This window comes from Alicycliphilus denitrificans K601 (assembly GCF_000204645.1).
Taxonomy (GTDB): Bacteria; Pseudomonadota; Gammaproteobacteria; order Burkholderiales; family Burkholderiaceae_C; genus Alicycliphilus; species Alicycliphilus denitrificans.
Window position 1 is genome coordinate 820,178 of the sequence record NC_015422.1, and the last position, 19,283, is coordinate 839,460.

Genomic DNA, 19,283 nt, shown 5'->3' on the forward strand with positions numbered 1-19,283 from the left:
AACATACGGAACCTCCCTCATGAAAATCGTCGTACTTCCCGGGGATGGCATCGGCCCCGAAACCATGGCCGCCACCATCGAAGTGCTGCAGGCCGCATCCCAGCGCTTTGGCCTGAACTTGCAGCTCGACCACGATGTGGCCGGCCACGAGAGCCTGCGCCGCCACGGCGCCACTGTCACGCCCGCGCTGCTGGCCAAGGTGAAGGCGGCCGACGGGCTGATGCTTGGCCCCATGTCCACCTACGACTTCAAGGACGAAAGCAAGGGCGAAATCAACCCCTCCAAGTTCTTCCGCAAAGAACTCGACCTGTACGCCAACATCCGCCCCGCGCGTACCTGGCTTGGCGTGCCGCACAAGGTGGATGCGTTCGACCTCGTGGTGGTGCGCGAGAACACCGAGGGCTTCTACGCCGACCGCAACATCGCCTCTGGCGGCAGCGAGATGCTCATCACGCCCGACGTGGCGGTCTCGCTGCGGCGCATCACGCGCGGCTGCTGCGAGCGCATCGCACGCGCGGCCTTCGAACTGGCGATGACGCGGCGGCGGCACGTGAGCATCGTGCACAAGGCCAACGTGCTGCGCATCGGCGATGGCATGTTCATCGAGGAATGCCAGCGCGTGGCGCGCGACTTCCCCGAAGTGCAGGTGGACGAGTTCATCGTCGACGCCATGATGGCCCACGTGGTGCGCGCGCCGCAGCGCTTCGACGTGATAGTCACCACCAACATGTTCGGCGACATCCTCTCGGACCTGACGGCCGAGCTGTCGGGCAGCCTGGGCCTGGGCGGCTCGGTCAACGCCGGGCGCGACCATGCCATGGGCCAGGCCGCGCACGGTTCGGCGCCCGACATCGCCGGGCAGGACATCGCCAACCCGTTCTCGCTGATCCTCTCTGCCGGGCAGCTTCTGGGCTGGCACGGCCAGCGCCATGGCCTGCCTGCCTTCCTGGCGGCGGCTGAGGCGATCGAGCATACTGCCGCCGCCGCCGTGGAGGCGGGTGAGGTCACGCCCGACGCGGGCGGTCGCCTGGGCACGGCCGCTACCGGGCGCGCGTTCGCGCAGCGCCTGCAGGGGGCGTAATGGTCGCCGGTGCGTGCGACTGCCACACCCACGTCTTCGGCCCGCGCGCCGACTACCCCATGGTGGATGCGCGCCACTACACGCCCGGGCCCGCGCCGCTGGCCGCGCTGCGCGCGCACCTCGCGGGCCTGGGGCTGGAGCGCGTGGTGCTGGTGCAGCCCAGCGTCTACGGCACCGACAATCGCTGCATGCTCGATGCGCTGGCGAGGCTGGACGGCGCGGGGCGCGGCATCGTGGTGCTGGAGGACGGCGTGGATGCCGCCGCGCTGCGCGAGCTGCATGCGCGCGGCGTGCGCGGCGTGCGGATCAACCTGGAAAGCGCGGGCCTGCGCGACATCGCCGGCGCGCGCGCCCTGCTGCAGGCCTGGAGCGCGCGCGTGGCCGATCTCGGCTGGCACGTGCAGCTCTATGCCGCGCAGCCCGTGGTGCAGGCGCTGGCCGACGACCTGGCGCGACTGCCGTCGTCCGTGGTGCTCGACCACTTCGCTCTGGCGGATGTGATGCCCGGCGGGGATGCGTTGACGGATTTGCTGCGCACGGGGTGCGTGCATGTGAAACTCTCGGCGCCGTACCGCTTGGCCTCGCCGGCCCTGGGCGGTGCCTGGGCGCGCCACTGGGTCGACGCGGTGCCTGGCGCGCTGCTGTGGGCCAGCGACTGGCCACACACGGCGCGCGGCCCTGGCCGCGCGGCGCATGAAGTCAGCGCCTACCGTGCAATCCCGGCCAATGGGCTGCGTCAGGAGATTGCGCGTTGGCTACCCAGCGCGGAACTGCGCCGCCGCGTGCTAGTGGACAACCCGGCGCGGCTCTACGGGTTCTGATCCGGCTCGGCGGCGGGCTCCTCCGTGGGGTGCGCCCACTGCCACAGCAGCTGCGCCACCTCGTCCACGCCCTGGCGCTTGAGCGCGGAGAACATGCGCACCTCGCCGCCGCCAGCCTGCAGCCGCGCGATCGACAGCGCCTTGGCCTGCTCGGCGCGCGTGAGCTTGTCGGCCTTGGTGAGCAGCACCAGGAACTTGAGGCCCTGCTCCACGCGCGGGCGCACCACCTCCAGCAGCGCCTCGTCGAGCTCCGTCAGGCCCAGGCGCGGGTCGCACAGCAGCACGATGCCCGTGAGCCCCTGGCGGCTGACCAGGTAGTTGGCCATCACCTGCTGCCAGCGCTGCTTGTCGCTGCGCGAGACGGCCGCGTAGCCGTAGCCGGGCAGGTCGGCCAGCACGGCGTCGGTCGCGCCCTGCTTGCCCAGGGCGAACAGGTTGATGTGCTGGGTGCGCCCCGGCTTCTTGGAGGCGAAGGCGAGCTGGCGCTGCTGCGTGAGGGTGTTGATGCAGGTGGACTTGCCGGCGTTGGAGCGACCGACGAAGGCGATTTCGGGCACGGTGATGGCGGGCAGCTGGTTCAGCTGGGCGGCCGTGGTCAGAAATCGTGCGGTGTGCATCCATCCCAGGGCGGCCTTGGCGTCGGGCAGACCGGGCCCAGGCACGTGCGGTGTGGTTGACATAGATCGGGTTTTCAAGAGATGGAGCGGATCGGTGCGCATTGTAGAATTGTGAAGTTTTGCGCCCATGACATAAGAACCCACCATGAAGTTGCTCGCCTCCTTGCTCATGGCTGCCGCGCTGGCAGCTCCTGCTTTTCCGACCCTTGCGGCGGGTGAAACCCCGGCACAGCAAAAGGCCGCCAAGCCTGATCTGACCAAGGGGGCAGCCAGCTACGGCGCGGTGTGTGCGGCCTGCCATGCGGCGGACGGCAACTCCACCATCGCCGTAAACCCCTCGCTGGCGCAGCAGCATCCTGAGTACCTCGTCAAGCAGTTGCAGGACTTCAAGTCCGGCAAGCGCGCCGACCCTGTCATGCAGGGCATGGCTGCCATGCTGAGCGATGACGACATGCGCAACGTCGCCGGGTGGCTGGCCTCGCAGAAGGCCAAGGAGGGCTTCGCCAAGGACAAGGATCTGGTGGCGCTAGGCGAGCGCATCTACCGCGGCGGCATCCAGGACCGCAGCATCGCCGCCTGCGCCGGCTGTCACAGCCCCAACGGCGCTGGCATCCCGGCGCAGTACCCGCGCCTGTCGGGCCAGCATTCCGACTACACCGTCAAGCAACTGGTCGATTTTCGCGACGGCAAGCGCGGCAACAATGCGCAGATGCGCGACGTGGCGGCCAAGCTCAACGACCGCGAGATCAAGGCGGTGGCCGACTACATCGCCGGCCTACGTTGATTCACGTCAAATGAATAGGGGTGCTGGGATGCACCCGATGAACCTTGCGCCGATAATCGCACCCAAGACGGGCGGGCCCATCTGAATGGATGGTCCGCCCTTTTCTCATCCGGGTTCCTGCGTCCTTCATGTCTGACACCTCTCTGGGCCACGGCCATGCATGGCGCCCGCACGCCACGCGCTCCATGACGGAGCTGCTGGCATCCATGCGCTTCGCCATTGCGCTGCTGACGGTGATCTGCATCGCGTCGGTCATCGGCACGGTGCTCAAGCAGCATGAGCCGGTCACCAACTACGTTAACCAGTTCGGGCCATTCTGGGCCGACCTGTTCCTGGCGCTCAAGCTCAATGCCGTCTACAGCGCCTGGTGGTTCCTGCTGATCCTGGCGTTCCTGGTGGTGAGCACCTCGCTGTGCATCGCCCGCCATGCGCCCAAGTACATCGCGGACCTGCGCAACTACAAGGAGAACATCCGCGAGAAGAGCCTGCAGGCCTTCCACCACAAGGCCACGGTTCCTCTGGCGGGCGAGGCGCCGCAGGCGGCCGCGCAGCGCATTGGCCAGTTGCTGGTCTCGGGCGGCTGGAAGGTGCGGCTGCAGCAGCGCCCCACGCCCGCGGGCGATGGCTGGATGGTGGCGGCCAAGGCCGGCGCGGCCAACAAGCTGGGCTACATCGCGGCGCACAGCGCCATCGTGCTCGTGTGCCTGGGCGGGCTGCTCGACGGCGACCTGATCGTGCGCGCGCAGATGTGGTTCGGCGGCAAGACGCCGTATGCGGGCGGCGGGCTGATCGCCGAGGTCAAGCCCGAGCACCGCCTGTCCGAGCGCAACCCCACGTTCCGCGGCAACCTGGTGGTGGCCGAGGGCACGCAGTCGGCCACGGCCATCCTGACGCAGTCCGACGGCGTGCTGCTGCAGGAGCTGCCGTTCTCGGTCGAGCTCAAGAAATTCGTCGTGGAGCATTACTCCACGGGCATGCCCAAGCTGTTCGCCAGCGACATCGTGATCCACGACCGGGCCACGGGCAAGGCCACGCCGGCGCGCGTGGAGGTGAACCACCCGGTCAGCTACCAGGGCGTGGAGATCTACCAGTCGAGCTTCGACGATGGCGGCTCCGAGGTGAAGTTGCACGCGCGCCCCATGGTGCCCGGCGCGCAGCCGTTCGACGTGGAGGGCGTGATCGGCGGCTCCACGCGCCTGACCCACACGGGCTTGGGCGAGGCCATGACGCTGGAGTTCACCGGCCTGCGCGTGCTCAACGTGGAGAATTTCGGCGATGCGGGCGCCGCAGGCTCGGGCGCCGACGTGCGCAAGGTGGACCTGCGCGAGTCCATAGAGTCGCGTCTGGGCGCCGGCAACAAGACCGTGGGCAAGCGCGAGCTGCGCAACGTGGGCCCGAGCATCAGCTACAAGCTGCGCGACGCCGCGGGCCAGGCGCGTGAGTTCCACAACTTCATGCTGCCCGTGGACACGGGCGACGGCCAGCCCGTGTTCCTGCTGGGCGTGCGCGAGACGCCGTCCGAGCCCCTGCGCTACCTGCGCGTGCCCGTGGACGCCGAGGGCGGCATGGACGGCTTCCTGCGCATGCGCCTGGCGCTGGCCGATCCGCAGCAGCGCGAGCAGGCGGTACGCCGCTATGCGGCCGTGGCCGTGGACGGCTCGCGCCCCGAGCTGGCCGCGCAGCTGGCGCTGTCGGCCGGGCGCGCGCTGGCGCTGTTCGCCGGGGACGTGGCTGCAACCGGCGCCGCCGCGGACGACGGCGCCGGCAGCGGGGGCCGCCCGCGCGGCGGCCTGCAGGCCATCTCCGACTTCATGGAGGCCAACGTGCCCGAGGCCGAGCGCTCGCGCGCGAGCGAGGTGCTGGTGCGCATCCTCAACGGAGCGCTGTTCGAGCTGGCGCAGATGACGCGCGAGCGCGCCGGGCTGGCGCCGCTGCCGCAGGACGAGAGCACCCGGGCCTTCATGACGCAGGCCGTGCTGTCCCTGAGCGATGCGCAGGCCTATCCGGCGCCCCTGGTGTTCGAGCTGCGCGACTTCAGGCAGGTGCAGGCCAGCGTGTTCCAGGTAGCGCGTGCCCCTGGCAAGAACGTGGTGTATCTGGGCTGCGCGCTGCTGATCCTGGGCGTTTTTGCGATGCTGTACGTGCGCGACCGCCGCCTGTGGGTCTGGCTGGCGCCCGAGGGCGGCGGCGCGCGCGCCACGATGGCGCTGTCGGCCAACCGCAGGACGCTGGACACGGACCGCGAATTCGCGCAGCTGCGCACCCAACTGCTGGAAGCAGAGACAGAAACAGAAACGGCACAGCCCCCCCACGGAGGTACCCCATGAACACCGCCACCACGACGCTGACCTTGAACGAAGGCTATTTCGCGCGCCGCAACTGGCTGGACTGGCTGTTCGCCCTGGCCGTGCTGGCCGGCGGCCTGTTCGCGCTGCAGCGCTACGCGGCCTACATGGACGTGTACGAGAAGGGCATCCTGCTCGCCACCATGCCCGGCGCCATCTGGCTGGGCTGGTTCTGGCGTCCGCTGCGCGCGCTCATGCTGGCCGTGGCGGCCTGCGCGCTGCTGGCGATCGGCCTGTACCAGAACGGCGGCGCGGGCGACCTGGCGCGCGCCGACACGGTGTTCGGCCTCAAGTACTTCCTGTCGAGCCAGTCGGCCATCCTGTGGATGAGCATGCTGTTCTTCATGAGCACGGCGTTCTACTGGGTCGGCATGTTCACGCGCGGCCAGGGCCAGGCCATGATGCGCATCGGCTCGCGCATCGCCTGGGTGGCCGTGGCGCTGGCGCTGATCGGCACCATGGTGCGCTGGTACGAGAGCTACCAGATCGGGCCCGACATCGGCCACATCCCGGTGAGCAACCTCTACGAGGTGTTTGTCATGTTCTGCTGGATGACGGCGCTGTTCTACCTGTACTACGAGGAGCAGTACCAGACCCGCGCGCTGGGCGGCTTCGTGATGCTGGTGGTGAGCGCGGCCGTGGGCTTCCTGCTGTGGTACACGGTGGTGCGCGAGGCGCACGAGATCCAGCCCCTGGTGCCAGCGCTCAAGAGCTGGTGGATGAAGCTGCACGTGCCGGCCAATTTCATCGGCTACGGCACCTTCGCGCTGTCGGCCATGGTGGCGTTCGCCTACCTCGTCAAGCAGCAGGCGGCCGAGACGCGCTGGTACAAGCTGGCGCCGCTGTGGCTGCTGGGCGTGGTGCTGTGCTTCGAGCCGATCGTGTTCCGCCAGGGCGCCACCGAGGGCGGCGGCGCCTACTGGATGGTGTACTTCGGCATCTCGGCGCTGATCGTGGCCGGCATCCTGTTTGCGCGCCGGCGCATCGCCGAGCAGTTGCCGGCGCTGCAGGTGCTGGACGACGTGATGTACAAGTCCATCGCCGTGGGCTTCGCGTTCTTCACCATCGCCACCGTGCTGGGCGCGCTGTGGGCGGCCGAGGCCTGGGGTGGCTACTGGAGCTGGGACCCCAAGGAGACCTGGGCGCTGATCGTCTGGCTCAACTACGCCGCCTGGCTGCACATGCGCCTCATGAAGGGGCTGCGCGGCACCATGTCCGCCTGGTGGGCGCTGGTGGGGCTGGTCGTCACCACCTTCGCCTTCCTGGGGGTGAACATGTTCCTGAGCGGGCTGCATAGCTACGGCACGCTATAAAAACAGGAGCTTCTAACGCTCTTCACTGAAGGGTCTCCTTTGGTTTTATTGCTGAAAACCAATGGGGACGTGCCGGAATAGCTATCGTTTTGATCGAATGACGAGCCCCTTCGCCGTGCAGGGGCGCGTGGCATGGGGCAGACTCGTGCTGCAACTGCCCATGGAGGCCCGCCATGCTCATCCATACCCACGACAACGGTTTCGACCACCATAGCGCCAGCGAGATCACGCCGCGCGCGGTCTATGAGCAGCGCCGCGCGCTGCTGCGCCTGATGGCGGGCGGCGCGGCCGGGGCGTTGCTCGCGTCCTGGGCCGGGCGCCAGGCGCTGGCGCAGCAGGTGCAGCCTCCCGGGCGGCTGGCGGCGCTGCCGGGCGTGCGTTCGGCCGTGGTGGGCGCGGTGACCATGGAAAAACCCACCGACTACAAGGACGCCACGGGCTACAACAACTTCTACGAGTTCGGCACCGACAAGACCGACCCCGCGCGCAACGCGCACACGCTCAAGACCCGGCCCTGGACGGTGGAGGTCGAGGGCCTGGTCAACAAGCCGCGGCGCTTCGACATCGACGAGCTGCTCAGGCTCTCGCCGATGGAAGAGCGCATCTACCGCCTGCGCTGCGTGGAGGGCTGGTCCATGGTGATCCCCTGGGTGGGCTACTCGCTGGCCGAGCTGATCCGCCGCGTGGAGCCTCAGGGCAGCGCGAAGTACGTGGAGTTCGTGACCCTGGCCGACAAGGCCACCATGCCCTACGTGGGCTCGCGCATCCTGGACTGGCCCTATACCGAGGGGCTGCGCGTGGACGAGGCCATGCACCCGCTCACGCTGCTGGCCTTCGGCATGTATGGCGAGGTGTTGCCCAACCAGAACGGCGCGCCGGTGCGCATCGTCGTGCCCTGGAAGTACGGCTTCAAGAGCGCCAAGAGCATCGTCAAGATCCGCTTCACCGAGAAGGAGCCCGCCACGGCCTGGAACAAGGCGGCGCGCAACGAGTACGGCTTCTACTCCAACGTGAACCCCGGCGTGGACCACCCGCGCTGGAGCCAGGCCACGGAGCGGCGCATCGGCGAGGACGGGCTGTTCGCCAAGAAGCGCAAGACCCTGCTGTTCAACGGCTATGAGGCCCAGGTGGGCCAGCTCTACGCCGGCATGGACCTGAAGAAGTTCTATTGATGCGGCAGGCGCGCCCCGGCGGCCAAGCCGCGGCGGACCGGGCGCTGCGACACCCGGCGGCCAAGCCGCTGCTGTTCGCGCTGTGCCTGCTGCCGCTGGCCTGGCTGGTGTACGCGGCGGCGTTCGACCGTCTGGGCGCCAACCCGGCCGAGGCGCTGATCCGCTCCATGGGCGACTGGACGCTGCGCCTGCTGTGCCTGACCCTGGCCGTGACCCCGCTGCGCCTGGCGGCGCGGCTGCCCGCGCTGGCGCGCTTTCGGCGCATGCTGGGCGTCTACACCTTCTTCTACGCCGCGCTGCACCTGCTGTGCTACGCGTGGTTCGACATGGGGCTGGACGGCGGCGAGATTGCGCGCGACGTGGCCAAGCGGCCCTTCATCCTCGTGGGCATGTGCGGCTTCGTGCTGCTGCTCGTGCTGGCGGCCACCTCGTTCAACCGCGCCGTGCGCTGGCTCGGCGGGCGCCGCTGGCAGCGCCTGCACCGCAGCGTGTACTTGGTCGCGGGCCTGGCGCTGCTGCATTTTTTCTGGATGCGCGCCGGCAAGAACGACTTCGCCGAGGTGGCGGTCTATGCCGCCATCCTGGCGGCGCTGCTGCTGGCCCGGCCGTGGCTTCGGCGCGGCCGCAGCCCAGGACCATGATTGCTATGTATTGTGTAGCCGATAACGCTCTATGGAAAAACCTTGAAGCAAAACTTCATTGCCTATCACCCGTGGGCCGCAGCGCCTAGTGCGCCACCGGATCGATGCGCGCTGTGGGGATCTGGTAGGAGCGCTCGTCGAACAGGTCTGTGCCGCATTCCAGGCCGTCGAGCCAGTCGAAGAAGTCGGTGATGGCCTGCTGCCCCATGATGGGCGCGCCATGCTGGGGCGCCAGCATGGCGATGTCGAGCTGGCGCGCCATGCGCGTCCACAGGCGCAGGACCTTGTTGGAGACCATGTAGCGGCGGTGGAAGGCCTCCATGCGCGCGACGTGGGGCGCGAGCGCGGTCACGGGCACGCGCGCCTCGGCGCCCGAGGTCATGGACACGCCCAGATCGCCCGTGAACAGGATGCGGCTGACCGGGTCGTAGAAGTGGAAGTTGCCCTCGGAATGCATGAAGTGCGCGGGCAGCAGCAGCAGCTCGTGGCGCCCCAGCGGCAGCAGGCCGCCGCCGTCGGGCACGCCGATGATGCGGTTCTCGGTCTTGCCGAGCTTGGCGAAATGCGGGGCGAAGCGCTCCCATACGCGCGAGATGACCAGCAGGGCCCTGGTGCTGCTGAGCCAGCGGTCCAGCGAGGCGATGATGTCCGGGTCGGCATGCGACGCGAGCAGGTAGGACAGCCGGTGCGGCGGGAAATACCGGGACATCCCCATGAACAGCTCGTTGAAGGCCAGATTCCCGCCCGGGTCGATGATGGCGCCGGTGTCACCGTCCACGATCAGGAACTGGTTGGCCTGCACGGCTTGGCCGTCTTCCTCGATGAGGTCGGAAAACATCAGGCAGGCATGGTGCTGGTCTCGATAAAGTTCCAGGGGCTCCAGGGGCATACAGAAAAGGGATCCGCCGCGAAAAGCGTAATAGTAGTTACGCTATTGTGGTTATTGCTTGATGATCATCAAGATTTGGGCGGAATCAGGCGTTCGCAGCGAAAGATGTCGCTGATGCCTTCACGTGCGCGGATCAGGTGGGCCTGCGCGCCATCGACGAGCACCTCGGCGGGGCGCGCGCGGGTGTTGTAGGTGCTGCCCATGGAACTGCAATAGGCCCCGGTGGAGAGCACGGCCAGCATGTCGCCTGCGGCCACGGCCAGGCTGCGGTCCTTGCCCAGCCAGTCGCCGCTCTCGCAGATCGGGCCGACCACGTCGTACACCTGCTCCGGCGCCTTCGCGGCCGCATCGAGCGGCACGATGGCGTGGTAGGCCTGGTACATCGCAGGGCGCGGCAGGTCGTTCATCGCTGCGTCGACGACGCAGAAGTTCTTCTGCTCGCCCGGCTTCAGGTACAGCACCTGCGTCAGGCACACGCCGGCATTGCCCACCAAAGAGCGGCCCGGCTCGATCATGAGCAGGCGGTCGCCATAGCCGCGCGCGTCCAGCTTGGCCAGCAGGCTGGACCACAGCGCATCGGCCGCGGGCGGGGTGTCGCCGTTGTAGTCGATGCCCAGGCCGCCGCCGAAGTCGATGTGGTGGATGGCGATGCCGGCCGCCTCGATGGCCTGCACCAGGTCCAGCAGACGGTCCATGGCGTCGAGGTACGGCGTCTCCTCGGTGATCTGCGAGCCGATGTGGCAGTCGATGCCCACCACGCGCAGGCCGGGCAGCTGCGCTGCGCGGCGGTACGTATCCAGCGTGCGCTCATGGGCGATGCCGAACTTGTTGCCCTTGAGGCCCGTGGAAATGTAGGGGTGGGTCTTGGCATCCACGTTCGGGTTCACGCGGATGCTGATGGGCGCGCGCAGGCCCATCGACTGGGCGACCTCGCTCAGCACCTCGAGCTCGGCCTCGCTCTCGACGTTGAAGCAGCCGATGCCGGCCTCGAGCGCCTGGCGCATCTCGGCGCGGGTCTTGCCCACGCCCGAGAAGATCACCTTGGCCGGGTCGCCGCCGGCGGCCATCACGCGCTCGAGCTCGCCGCCCGAGACGATGTCGAAGCCGCAGCCATGCTGCGCGAACAGCTGCAGCACGGCCAGCGACGAGTTGGCCTTCATGGCGTAGCAGATCTGCACCCTGCGCCCGGCGAAGCCGCGCTGGTAGGCCGCCAGGGCCTGCAGCATGGAGGCCTGCGAGTAGACGTACAGGGGCGTGCCATGCTCGCGCGCCAGGTCCGACAGGCGCCGGTCTTCGAGGTAGAGGGCTTGGTCGCGGTAGTGGAGCTGGGGCTGGCCGGGCAGGACGGAAGGAATCATGGAAGGGACGATGATGCGGGGACGGAGGAGGGCGCAGCGGGCGCCGTGGCGCGCGAGGCGGCAGGGTTGAGCGTCTCGGGCAGGGTGGCGCGCTGCGCCGCCGCCGGTTCGGTCGGCAGGTACAGCGGGCCGCGCTGGCCGCAACCCAGGGCTGCCGCGCTCAGTGCAAGGGCAATCGTCCTGACTAGAATTTGGCGAGCTCTCAACATAAGCAAATTGTAATGACCGACATTGAATTCATGGACCGCGCCGAGCAACTGCTGCTGGCGGTGGAGCAGGGCTGCGACCGCATCAACGAGGAGACCGACGCGGACCTCGACAGCCAGCGCACGGGCGGCATGGTCACCATCAGCTTTCGCAACCGCAGCCAGATCGTCATCAACCTGCAAAAGCCCCTGCACGAAGTCTGGATGGCCGCGCAGTCCGGCGGCTACCACTACCGCTTCGACGGTGCGCGCTGGATGGACACCAAGGGCGACGGTGAATTCTTCGCGGCGCTGAGCCGCGATGCCAGCCGGCAGGCTGGCCAGGAGCTGCGTTTCACGGCCTGACCGGCCTCAGTTGCGGAACAGGTCCAGGATGCGGCTGCGCTCCTCAGGCGCCGGTGCCACGGCGGGCGCCGCGGGAGCGGGCGCATCCATGCCTACGCTCGCCACGCCCGCGTTGCGCGCGTATTCCTCGTAGAACCACTCGCCGCTCACGTTCACCACGCCGGGGGGCACGGTGGGTTCGGCCACGGGCACGCCTTTGAGCGCCTTGTCCATGAAGCTGATCCAGATCGGCAATGCCAGGCCGCCGCCGGTCTCGCGGCTGCCCAGGTTGCGCGGCGTGTCGTAGCCCACCCAGGTCACGGCCACCAGGCTGGGCTGGAAGCCCGCGAACCAGGCGTCCACCGCATCGTTGGTGGTGCCGGTCTTGCCGTACAGATCGGGGCGCTTGAGCGTGGCCTGCGCGCGCGCCGCCGTGCCGCTGCGCGTGACCTCCTGCAGCAGGCTGTCCATCACGAAGGCGTTGCGCGCATCGATGGCGCGCGGGTTGTCCGTGGTGGCCGGCGGCTGCACGTTCGACAGGACGCGGCCCTTGTGGTCGGTTACGCGCGTGACCAGGTAGGGGTTGACGCGGTAGCCGCCGTTGGCGAACACCGAATAGGCCGTCGCCATCTGCATGGGCGTGACCGAGCCCGCACCGAGCGCCATGGTCAGGTAGGCAGGGTGCTTGTCCGCGTCGAAGCCGAAGCGCGTCACCCAGTCCTGCGCCGTTTTGGGGCCCACGGCCTGCAGCACGCGGATGGAGACCACGTTCTTGGAGCGCGCCAGCCCGGTGCGCAGCGTCATGGGGCCGTCGTACTTGCCGTCGTAGTTCTTGGGCTCCCAGGGCTGGGCGCCCGTCGCGCCGGCGCTGAAGAACAGCGGGGCGTCGTTGACGACCGTGGCCGGCGTGAAGCCCTTTTCGAGGGCGGCGGAATAGATGAAGGGCTTGAAGGCCGACCCCGGCTGCCGCCACGCTTGGGTGGCGTGGTTGAACTTGTTCTTGTCGAAGTCGAAGCCGCCGACCAGGGCGTGGATGGCGCCCGTGCGGGGGTCCATGGCCACGAAGGCGCCCTCGACCTCGGGCAACTGGGTGATCTCCCAGGTCTTCTTCGGGGTCTGCACCACGCGGATGACGGCGCCACGGCGCAGCTTGATGTTGGGCGGGGCCTTGTCGCTCAGGCCCGACTGCGCGGGCTTGAGGCCTTCGCCGGTGATTTCGATCTGCTCGCCGTCGGCGCGTGCGGCCACGATCTTCTTGCTGCTGGCCTCCAGCACCACGGCGGCCAGCACGTCGCCGTTGTCGGGGTGGCTGGCGAGCACGTCGTCGATCGCATCCTCGGCCTCGGCCGGGGACGCGGGCAGGTTCACGAAACGTTCGGGGCCACGGTAGTGCTGGCGCCGCTCGTAATCCATGATGCCCTTGCGCAAGGCGGCGTAGGCCGCTTCCTGCTCGCCTGCGTTCAGGGTGGTGTAGACGTTCAGGCCGCGCGTATAGGCCTCGGCCCCATATTGCGAGAACACGAGCTGGCGCGCCATCTCGGCCACATATTCGGCGTGCACGCGGGTGCTGTTGGTGGATGAGCGCAGCTTGAGGTCTTCCTGCTTGGCGGCGGCGGCTTGCTCGGCGGTGATGAAGCCGTTTTCCAGCATCCTGTCGATGATGTAGAGCTGGCGTATGCGGGCGCGCTTGGGGTTGCTGATGGGGTTGTAGGCCGAGGGCGCCTTGGGCAGGCCGGCCAGCATCGCGGCCTCGGCGATGGAAATGGACTTCAGCGGCTTGCCAAAATAGGCCTCGGACGCGGCGGCAAACCCGTAGGCGCGGTTTCCCAGATAAATCTGGTTCATGTAAATCTCGAGTATCTGGTTCTTGGATAGCAAATGCTCGAGCTTAAAAGTTAACAATATTTCATATATCTTTCTCGTCAGCGTTTTTTCCGACGAGAGATATACGTTGCGCGCCACCTGCATGGTGATGGTGGAGGCGCCCTGGCTCTTCACGCGCCCCAGGTTAGCCAGCGCCGCACGCAGCACGCCCTTGTAGTCCACGCCCCCATGCTGGAAGAAACGGGCATCCTCGATGGCCAGAACCGCGTTGGTCATCACCGCCGGAATGTCCTCTATGGGCGTGAGGTTGCGGCGCTCCTCGCCGAATTCGCCCAGCAGCGCGCCTTCGGAGGAATACACGCGCAGCGGTAGCTTGGGGCGGTAGTCCGCGAGGTCGGAGACGTCCGGCAGGTTGGGGTAGGCCATGGCCAGGCCCACGCCCACGACGAGAACGCCCGCCAGCGCGCCCGCCACGCCAAGGCCGACGAGCCAGGCAAGCCCGCGCAGAAGCCAGCGCATCCAGCGCGGCGCATGGGAAGGGGGTGGTGCGGGGGCTTTGTCTCGTGAATGCGGCATAGGGCTCAATCGGCAAGCAACCGGCCATTATAAAAATCCAGGGCGCCCGCCCATGTTTGCAGGTGTGAGGGTCAGGGCGCACCCGGGCGCGAAATGGGTCGGTGGATACCCTTGGGCGCCTTGGAAAATCGTCGGCTTTTGACAACGGCTGAGACGTATCAAGGGCGTAAAACTCTTTGCTGGTGTAGGAGCATGCTGATAGCATCTATGTGAAGTGTTAAGTTTTGTTGCTTCGTCTCGCTAGGTTTACAGGGGGCACCTTGATCTCAATGGGGTCGTTGTTCAGTCGTCAGTCAGCCCCATTGCTAGGGGTCGACATCAGCTCTTCCAGCGTCAAGCTGGTCGAACTGGGGCGCGATAAGGGAGGGACGCTGGTGCTCGAATGCTGCGCGATCGAGCCGCTTGAGCGTGGCTGGATCACTGATGGCAACATCGAAAAGTTCGACGAAGTGGCCGAGGCGCTGCGCCGCCTGGTCAGGAAGAGCGGCACCAGGACGAAGAACGTGGCCCTGGCCCTGCCGCCGTCGGCAGTCATCACCAAGCGAATCTCCCTGCCCGGCGGCATGACCGAGCAGGAGCTCGAGGTGCAGGTGGAGTCCGAGGCCAACCAGTACATCCCGTTCTCGCTCGACGAGGTGAGCCTGGACTTCTGCGTTGTGGGCCCCAGCAAGAACGCCCCCGGCGACGTGGACGTGCTGATCGCGGCCTCGCGCAAGGAAAAGGTGCAGGATCGCCAGGGCCTGGCCGAGGCGGCAGGCCTCAAGCCCGTCATCGTCGACATCGAGTCCCATGCCGCGCGCCTGGCAGCTGGGCGCCTCATCGAGGCACTGCCCAATCGCGGCGTGGACAGCGTGGTCGCCCTGTTCGAGGTGGGGGCGCTCACCACCAGCATGCAAGTCATCCGCAACGATGACGTGCTCTATGAGCGCGACCAGGCCTTCGGCGGCGCACAGCTGACGCAGCTCATCGTGCGCCAATACGGCTTTTCGCAGGAAGAGGCGGAGGGTAAGAAGCGCAACGGCGACCTGCCCGAAGACTATCAGTCGGCGGTGCTGCAGCCCTTCGTGGACAGCCTTGCGCAGGAGATCGGGCGCGCGCTCCAGTTCTTTTTCACGAGCACGCCCTACAACCGGGTGGACCACATCATGCTGGCGGGCGGCTCCGCCCCGCTGTTCGGCTTGACCCAGACCGTTACCCAGAACACCGGCTTTGCCTGCAGCGTCATCAATCCCTTCGAAGGGATGGAGGTGGGCAGCGCGGTCCGCCTCAAAAGGATGGCGCGCGAGGCGCCGTCGTATCTGACGTCCTGCGGGCTGGCGATGCGGAGGTTCCTGCAGTGATTCTCATCAACCTGCTGCCGCACCGGGAGGCCGCCCGCAAGCGCCGGCGCGAGACGTTCCAGGCCATCATGCTGGCCTCGGCCCTGGCGGGCTTGGCCATCGCGGCGGCCATCTACTGGTGGTTCCAGGTGATGATCACCGATCAGCAGGACAAGAACAACTTCCTGCGCGGCGAGATCCAGGTCCTGGAACAGCAGATCAAGGAAATCGCCACGATCGAAGAGGAGATCACCGCACTGCAGGCACGCCAGAAGGCGGTGGAGGATCTGCAGTCCGACCGCAATCTTCCGGTCCATCTGCTCAGTGAACTGGTCCAGCAATTGCCCGATGGCGTGTACGTGACGAGCCTCAAACAGGTCGACCAGGTCGTCACCATGCAGGGCATGGCGCAGTCCAATGAGCGGGTTTCCGAGATGCTGCGCAACCTCACCAACAACACGCCCTGGTTTTCCAAGCCCGAATTGGTGGAAATCGTCGCCGCCAATGTGGCTTTGACGCCCAAGGACCAGCGCCGCATCGCGTCCTTCAACCTGCGCTTCCGCCTGATGCGCAGCTCGGAGGCGCAAAAGGCCATGGACGCTGCGAGCGACGCGGCAGCGGGGAAATGAGCATGGCAAAGAAGAAAGCGCCGAAGTTCGACTTCGCCAAGCTGCAGGGCGATTTGCAGCGCCAGTTCCAGAACCTGGACCCCAAGGATCCGTCGCTGTGGCCGGTGCTGCCGCGTACGCTGCTGTGCCTGTTGATCGCCGCGGGCATGGCGACCTTCCTGTGGTTCTTCAAGCTCAGCGAATTCCAGGACGAGCTGACCGCCGAGCGCAGCACCGAGCAGACATTGCGCGACGATTACCAGAAGAAGCTGGTCAAGGCCGTCAGCCTGGACGCTCTCAAAAAGCAGCGCGAGCAAATCCAGCAATATGTGATCCAGCTGGAAAAGCAGTTGCCCAGCAAGGCGGAAATGTCGGCCCTGCTGTCCGACATCAACCAGGCAGGCCTGGGGCGCAGCCTGCAATTCGAACTGTTCCGGCCTGGCCAGGTGGTGGTCAGGGACTACTACGCCGAGCTGCCCATCTCCATTCGCGTGGTGGGCAAATACCATGACGTAGGCGCCTTCGCCTCCGATGTGGCCAATTTGTCGCGCATCGTGACCTTGAATAATCTGTCGATTGCTCCGGCCACGAAAGATGCCGGTAGCAATCTGACCATGGAGGCGACGGCCAGAACCTTCCGCTATCTCGACGCCGAGGAGATACAGGCGCAAAAGGCGGCGGCGAAAGGAGCCAAGAAATGATGCGCTTTCGCTGTAGGCAGCTCATCGTGTTGGCGGGGGTGTTGATTCTTTCGGGCTGCGGCGGCAGTGACGAGGACGAACTGCGCCAGTGGATGGCCGAGTTGCGCGCCACTACCAAGCCGCGGGTGACGCCGCTGAAGGAGCCCAAGCAATTCCTGCCCCAGGACTACTTCGGGGACAAGGGCATGGACCCGTTCAGCCCGATGAAGCTGACCCAGGCATTGCGCCGCGAATCGTCGGAAACGGTGGCCAACGCATCGTTGATCGCGCCGGAGATGGCCAGGCGCAAGGAGCCGCTGGAGGCCTACCCGCTCGATACCGTGAAGATGGTGGGCAGCCTGAACAAGACCGGGGTGCCCACGGCGCTGGTCAGCGTCGACAAGCTGCTGTATCAGGTGCGCACGGGGAATTATCTGGGGCAGAACTACGGAAAGATCGTCAGTATTTCCGAGACGAATATGCGTTTACGGGAGATCGTCCAGGACTCCACGGGAGATTGGGTGGAGCGCATGACAACACTGGACCTGCAAGAGGGAAACGAGGTGAGGAAATGATGCGACAGAAAACGCGTTTGCGACGGCATCTCTGGGCGGTGGGCGTTGCAATCCTGACCGCGCTGGGGGGCACCGCGGCGCATGCGGGAGGAACGATCGAATCCGTTACGGGTTTTCTGCAAGGCGGGGCCGAGGTCCTGCGCATTGAGTTTTCCGAACCCCAGACCGATTTGCCGACGGGTTTCTCGATCCAGAGCCCGGCACGCATTGCGCTGGATTTTCCGGGGGTCGGCAATACCTCCGGCCGTTCGCTAGTCGAAATCAATCAAGGCAATGTGAGGTCGGCAAACATCGTGCAGGCGGGGGAAAGGTCGCGCGTCGTCCTGAACCTCAAGCAGCCCACCTCCTACCGCGCCGAACTGCACGGCAAGACGGTCATGGTGCTGCTGGACCCGGTCACCGGCGGTGCCAGGGTTCCCAGCGCATCGCCGACGGCATTTGCCGAAAGCCAGAACACGGATGTGCTGGCACTGAAGGATCTGGATTTCCGCCGCGGCACCGATGGGGCGGGCCGCATCGTCGTCGGGCTGCCCAGCAGCCAGGTGGGCGTGGACCTGCAGCTGCAGGGCAAGGGGCTGGTCGTGGACTTCCTGCGCTCCTCCCTGCCCGAGGGCCTGCGCAGGCGGCTGGACGTGTCCGATTTCGGCACGCCGGTGCAAACCATTACCGCAACCCAGCAGGGTGAGCGCGTTCGCCTGGCCATCGAGTCCGTCGGCGAGTGGGAGCACAGCGCTTACCAGAGCGACAACCAGTTCGTCGTGGAAATACGTCCCAAGAAGGTGGATCTGAGCAAGCTGACGCAAGGCCCGAACTACACCGGCGAGAAGCTATCGTTGAACTTCCAGAATATCGAGGTCCGGTCGCTGCTGCAGGTGATCGCGGACTTCACCAACTTCAACATCGTCACCTCCGACACGGTGACGGGTGCGCTGACCTTGCGCCTGAAGGACGTACCCTGGGACCAAGCGCTGCAGATCATCATGGACGCCAAGGGCCTCGGCATGCGCAAGTCCGGCACGGTGCTGTGGATCGCGCCCAAGGATGAGATCGACGAGCGCACGAAGAAGGACTACGAGGCGGCGCTGGCCATCCAGAAGCTCGAGCCGCTGCGCACGCAGGCCTACCAGCTGAACTACGCCAAGGCCGCGGATATGGTGATACAGCTAACCACCAGTGCCTCGTCCGGCGGCGGCTCCGGCTCTGCCACGCGCTTCCTGTCCGAGCGTGGCAGCGCAATCGCCGAGCCGCGCACCAACCAGCTGTTCGTCACGGACACACCCGCCAAGCTGGAGGAGGTGCGCAAGCTGCTGCTGACGCTGGACGTGCCCGTGCGCCAGGTCATGATCGAGGCGCGCATCGTCGAGGCGCGCGACACCTTCGGCCGCTCGCTGGGCGTGCGCCTGGGCGGCGGGGATTTGCGAGCCAACCGCGGGGGCGATGGCGGCTACAGCATAGGCGGGGGCAACCGTGCCGCCTGGGGCACCAACTACAGCAACGCGACCAACTCCGCAGGCTTTGGCGATGCGGTGAACGTGGGGGGGAATTTTGTCAACCTGCCCGCATCGCTGTCCAACGTCACGGGCGTGGGCTCGTTCGCCCTGTCCATCTTCAACTCCGCCGCCAACCGCTTCCTGACCCTGGAACTGTCCGCCATGGAGGCCGACGGTCAGGGCAAGGTGGTGTCCAGCCCCCGCCTGATCACGGCCGACCAGACCAAGGCCCTGATCGAACAGGGTACCGAGTACCCCTATTCCGTCACGGCCCCCAATGGCGCCACGACCATCGCGTTCAAGAAGGCCGTGCTCAAGCTGGAGGTGGTTCCGCAGATCACGCCCGAGGGCAACATCATCCTGGACCTGGACGTCAACAAGGACAGCCGCGGCGAGAGCACGACCCAGGGTGTGGCCATCGACACCAAGCACATCAAGACCCAGGTGCTGGTGGAGAACGGCGGCACCGTCGTGATCGGCGGCATTTTCGAACTGGAAGAAACCAATCAGGAAAACAAGATTCCCCTGCTGGGCGATGTGCCGGTCATGGGAAATCTGTTCAAGAGCCGGACCAAGGAATCTAGCAAGCGTGAAATGCTTGTCTTCATTACGCCTAAGGTGATTACCGACCGTGGGCCCGTACGTTGAATGTTTGAAGGT

The 19,283-nt window shown here is 66.6% G+C and carries 18 protein-coding genes; 13 read left to right on the top strand and 5 right to left on the bottom strand.

The window, feature by feature from the left end:
- The first annotated feature begins 19 nt into the window (after window positions 1-19).
- Both ALIDE2_RS03900 and ALIDE2_RS03905 read left to right on the top strand, forming a co-directional pair.
- Complete coding sequence (locus tag ALIDE2_RS03900) at window positions 20-1,081, top strand: isocitrate/isopropylmalate dehydrogenase family protein (protein ID WP_013721452.1); 1,062 nt, start codon at window positions 20-22, stop codon at window positions 1,079-1,081.
- Window positions 1,081-1,902 carry an amidohydrolase family protein gene (locus ALIDE2_RS03905; protein WP_013721453.1) on the top strand — a complete coding sequence of 274 codons (822 nt, stop codon included), beginning with the start codon at window positions 1,081-1,083 and terminating at the stop codon, window positions 1,900-1,902. The genes ALIDE2_RS03900 and ALIDE2_RS03905 overlap by 1 nt, the downstream gene beginning before the upstream one ends.
- Here the strand turns inward: ALIDE2_RS03905 and yihA are convergent.
- Complete coding sequence (gene yihA / locus ALIDE2_RS03910) at window positions 1,890-2,582, bottom strand: ribosome biogenesis GTP-binding protein YihA/YsxC (protein WP_013721454.1); 693 nt, start codon at window positions 2,580-2,582, stop codon at window positions 1,890-1,892. The two genes, ALIDE2_RS03905 and yihA, sit on opposite strands and share 13 nt — an antisense overlap.
- 82 nt (window positions 2,583-2,664) lie before the next feature.
- Here yihA and ALIDE2_RS03915 point away from each other — a divergent pair, with 82 nt between their 5' ends.
- The 5 genes from ALIDE2_RS03915 to ALIDE2_RS03935 all read left to right on the top strand — a co-directional run bounded on the left by ALIDE2_RS03915 (window position 2,665) and on the right by ALIDE2_RS03935 (window position 8,774).
- On the top strand, window positions 2,665-3,303 hold the full coding sequence (locus ALIDE2_RS03915; protein ID WP_013517723.1) for a c-type cytochrome: 639 nt from the start codon (window positions 2,665-2,667) through the stop codon (window positions 3,301-3,303).
- 128 nt (window positions 3,304-3,431) lie between these two features.
- The gene (locus ALIDE2_RS03920; RefSeq protein WP_013517724.1) at window positions 3,432-5,630 is read left to right on the top strand and encodes a cytochrome c biogenesis protein ResB; all 2,199 of its coding nucleotides are present in this window, start codon (window positions 3,432-3,434) and stop codon (window positions 5,628-5,630) included.
- Window positions 5,627-6,961, top strand: coding sequence for a c-type cytochrome biogenesis protein CcsB (gene ccsB / locus ALIDE2_RS03925; protein ID WP_013517725.1), 1,335 nt, complete (start codon window positions 5,627-5,629; stop codon window positions 6,959-6,961). The genes ALIDE2_RS03920 and ccsB overlap by 4 nt, the downstream gene beginning before the upstream one ends.
- 173 nt (window positions 6,962-7,134) lie before the next feature.
- Entirely contained in the window at window positions 7,135-8,133 is a 999-nt protein-coding gene (gene msrP, locus ALIDE2_RS03930; protein WP_013517726.1) for a protein-methionine-sulfoxide reductase catalytic subunit MsrP, read from the top strand.
- Window positions 8,133-8,774: a protein-methionine-sulfoxide reductase heme-binding subunit MsrQ gene (locus ALIDE2_RS03935; RefSeq protein WP_013721455.1), complete on the top strand. Its 642-nt coding sequence runs from the start codon at window positions 8,133-8,135 to the stop codon at window positions 8,772-8,774. Before msrP ends, ALIDE2_RS03935 begins: the two co-directional genes overlap by 1 nt.
- 85 nt (window positions 8,775-8,859) lie before the next feature.
- On the opposite strand, the gene ALIDE2_RS03940 is transcribed toward ALIDE2_RS03935, so the two are convergent.
- The 3 genes from ALIDE2_RS03940 to lptM all read right to left on the bottom strand — a co-directional run bounded on the left by ALIDE2_RS03940 (window position 8,860) and on the right by lptM (window position 11,230).
- Complete coding sequence (locus tag ALIDE2_RS03940) at window positions 8,860-9,663, bottom strand: oxygen-binding di-iron domain-containing protein (RefSeq protein ID WP_013517728.1); 804 nt, start codon at window positions 9,661-9,663, stop codon at window positions 8,860-8,862.
- A 68-nt stretch (window positions 9,664-9,731) separates the two neighbouring features.
- Window positions 9,732-11,021: a diaminopimelate decarboxylase gene (gene lysA / locus ALIDE2_RS03945; RefSeq protein ID WP_013517729.1), complete on the bottom strand. Its 1,290-nt coding sequence runs from the start codon at window positions 11,019-11,021 to the stop codon at window positions 9,732-9,734.
- A complete protein-coding gene (lptM, locus tag ALIDE2_RS25405; protein WP_013517730.1) occupies window positions 11,018-11,230 on the bottom strand; it encodes an LPS translocon maturation chaperone LptM in 213 nt (70 codons plus the stop codon). Before lptM ends, lysA begins: the two co-directional genes overlap by 4 nt.
- A gap of 12 nt (window positions 11,231-11,242) precedes the next feature.
- On the opposite strand from lptM, the gene cyaY reads away from it, so the two are divergent.
- Entirely contained in the window at window positions 11,243-11,572 is a 330-nt protein-coding gene (gene cyaY / locus ALIDE2_RS03950; RefSeq protein WP_013721456.1) for an iron donor protein CyaY, read from the top strand.
- A 6-nt stretch (window positions 11,573-11,578) separates the two neighbouring features.
- Here the strand turns inward: cyaY and ALIDE2_RS03955 are convergent, their stop codons facing one another.
- On the bottom strand, window positions 11,579-13,894 hold the full coding sequence (locus ALIDE2_RS03955; protein WP_013517732.1) for a penicillin-binding protein 1A: 2,316 nt from the start codon (window positions 13,892-13,894) through the stop codon (window positions 11,579-11,581).
- A gap of 317 nt (window positions 13,895-14,211) precedes the next feature.
- Here ALIDE2_RS03955 and ALIDE2_RS03960 point away from each other — a divergent pair, with 317 nt between their 5' ends.
- The 5 genes from ALIDE2_RS03960 to ALIDE2_RS03980 are packed head-to-tail and all read left to right on the top strand — an operon-like array spanning window position 14,212 to window position 19,271.
- Window positions 14,212-15,291: a pilus assembly protein PilM gene (locus ALIDE2_RS03960; RefSeq protein ID WP_041700627.1), complete on the top strand. Its 1,080-nt coding sequence runs from the start codon at window positions 14,212-14,214 to the stop codon at window positions 15,289-15,291.
- Window positions 15,288-15,899, top strand: a complete 612-nt coding sequence (locus tag ALIDE2_RS03965; protein WP_013517734.1) for a PilN domain-containing protein — start codon at window positions 15,288-15,290, stop codon at window positions 15,897-15,899. Before ALIDE2_RS03960 ends, ALIDE2_RS03965 begins: the two co-directional genes overlap by 4 nt.
- A gap of 2 nt (window positions 15,900-15,901) precedes the next feature.
- Complete coding sequence (locus ALIDE2_RS03970; RefSeq protein WP_174764495.1) at window positions 15,902-16,579, top strand: type IV pilus inner membrane component PilO; 678 nt, start codon at window positions 15,902-15,904, stop codon at window positions 16,577-16,579.
- A complete protein-coding gene (locus tag ALIDE2_RS03975; protein ID WP_013517736.1) occupies window positions 16,576-17,133 on the top strand; it encodes a pilus assembly protein PilP in 558 nt (185 codons plus the stop codon). Before ALIDE2_RS03970 ends, ALIDE2_RS03975 begins: the two co-directional genes overlap by 4 nt.
- Entirely contained in the window at window positions 17,130-19,271 is a 2,142-nt protein-coding gene (locus tag ALIDE2_RS03980; protein WP_013517737.1) for a type IV pilus secretin PilQ, read from the top strand. The genes ALIDE2_RS03975 and ALIDE2_RS03980 overlap by 4 nt, the downstream gene beginning before the upstream one ends.
- The last annotated feature ends 12 nt before the right edge of the window (window positions 19,272-19,283 follow it).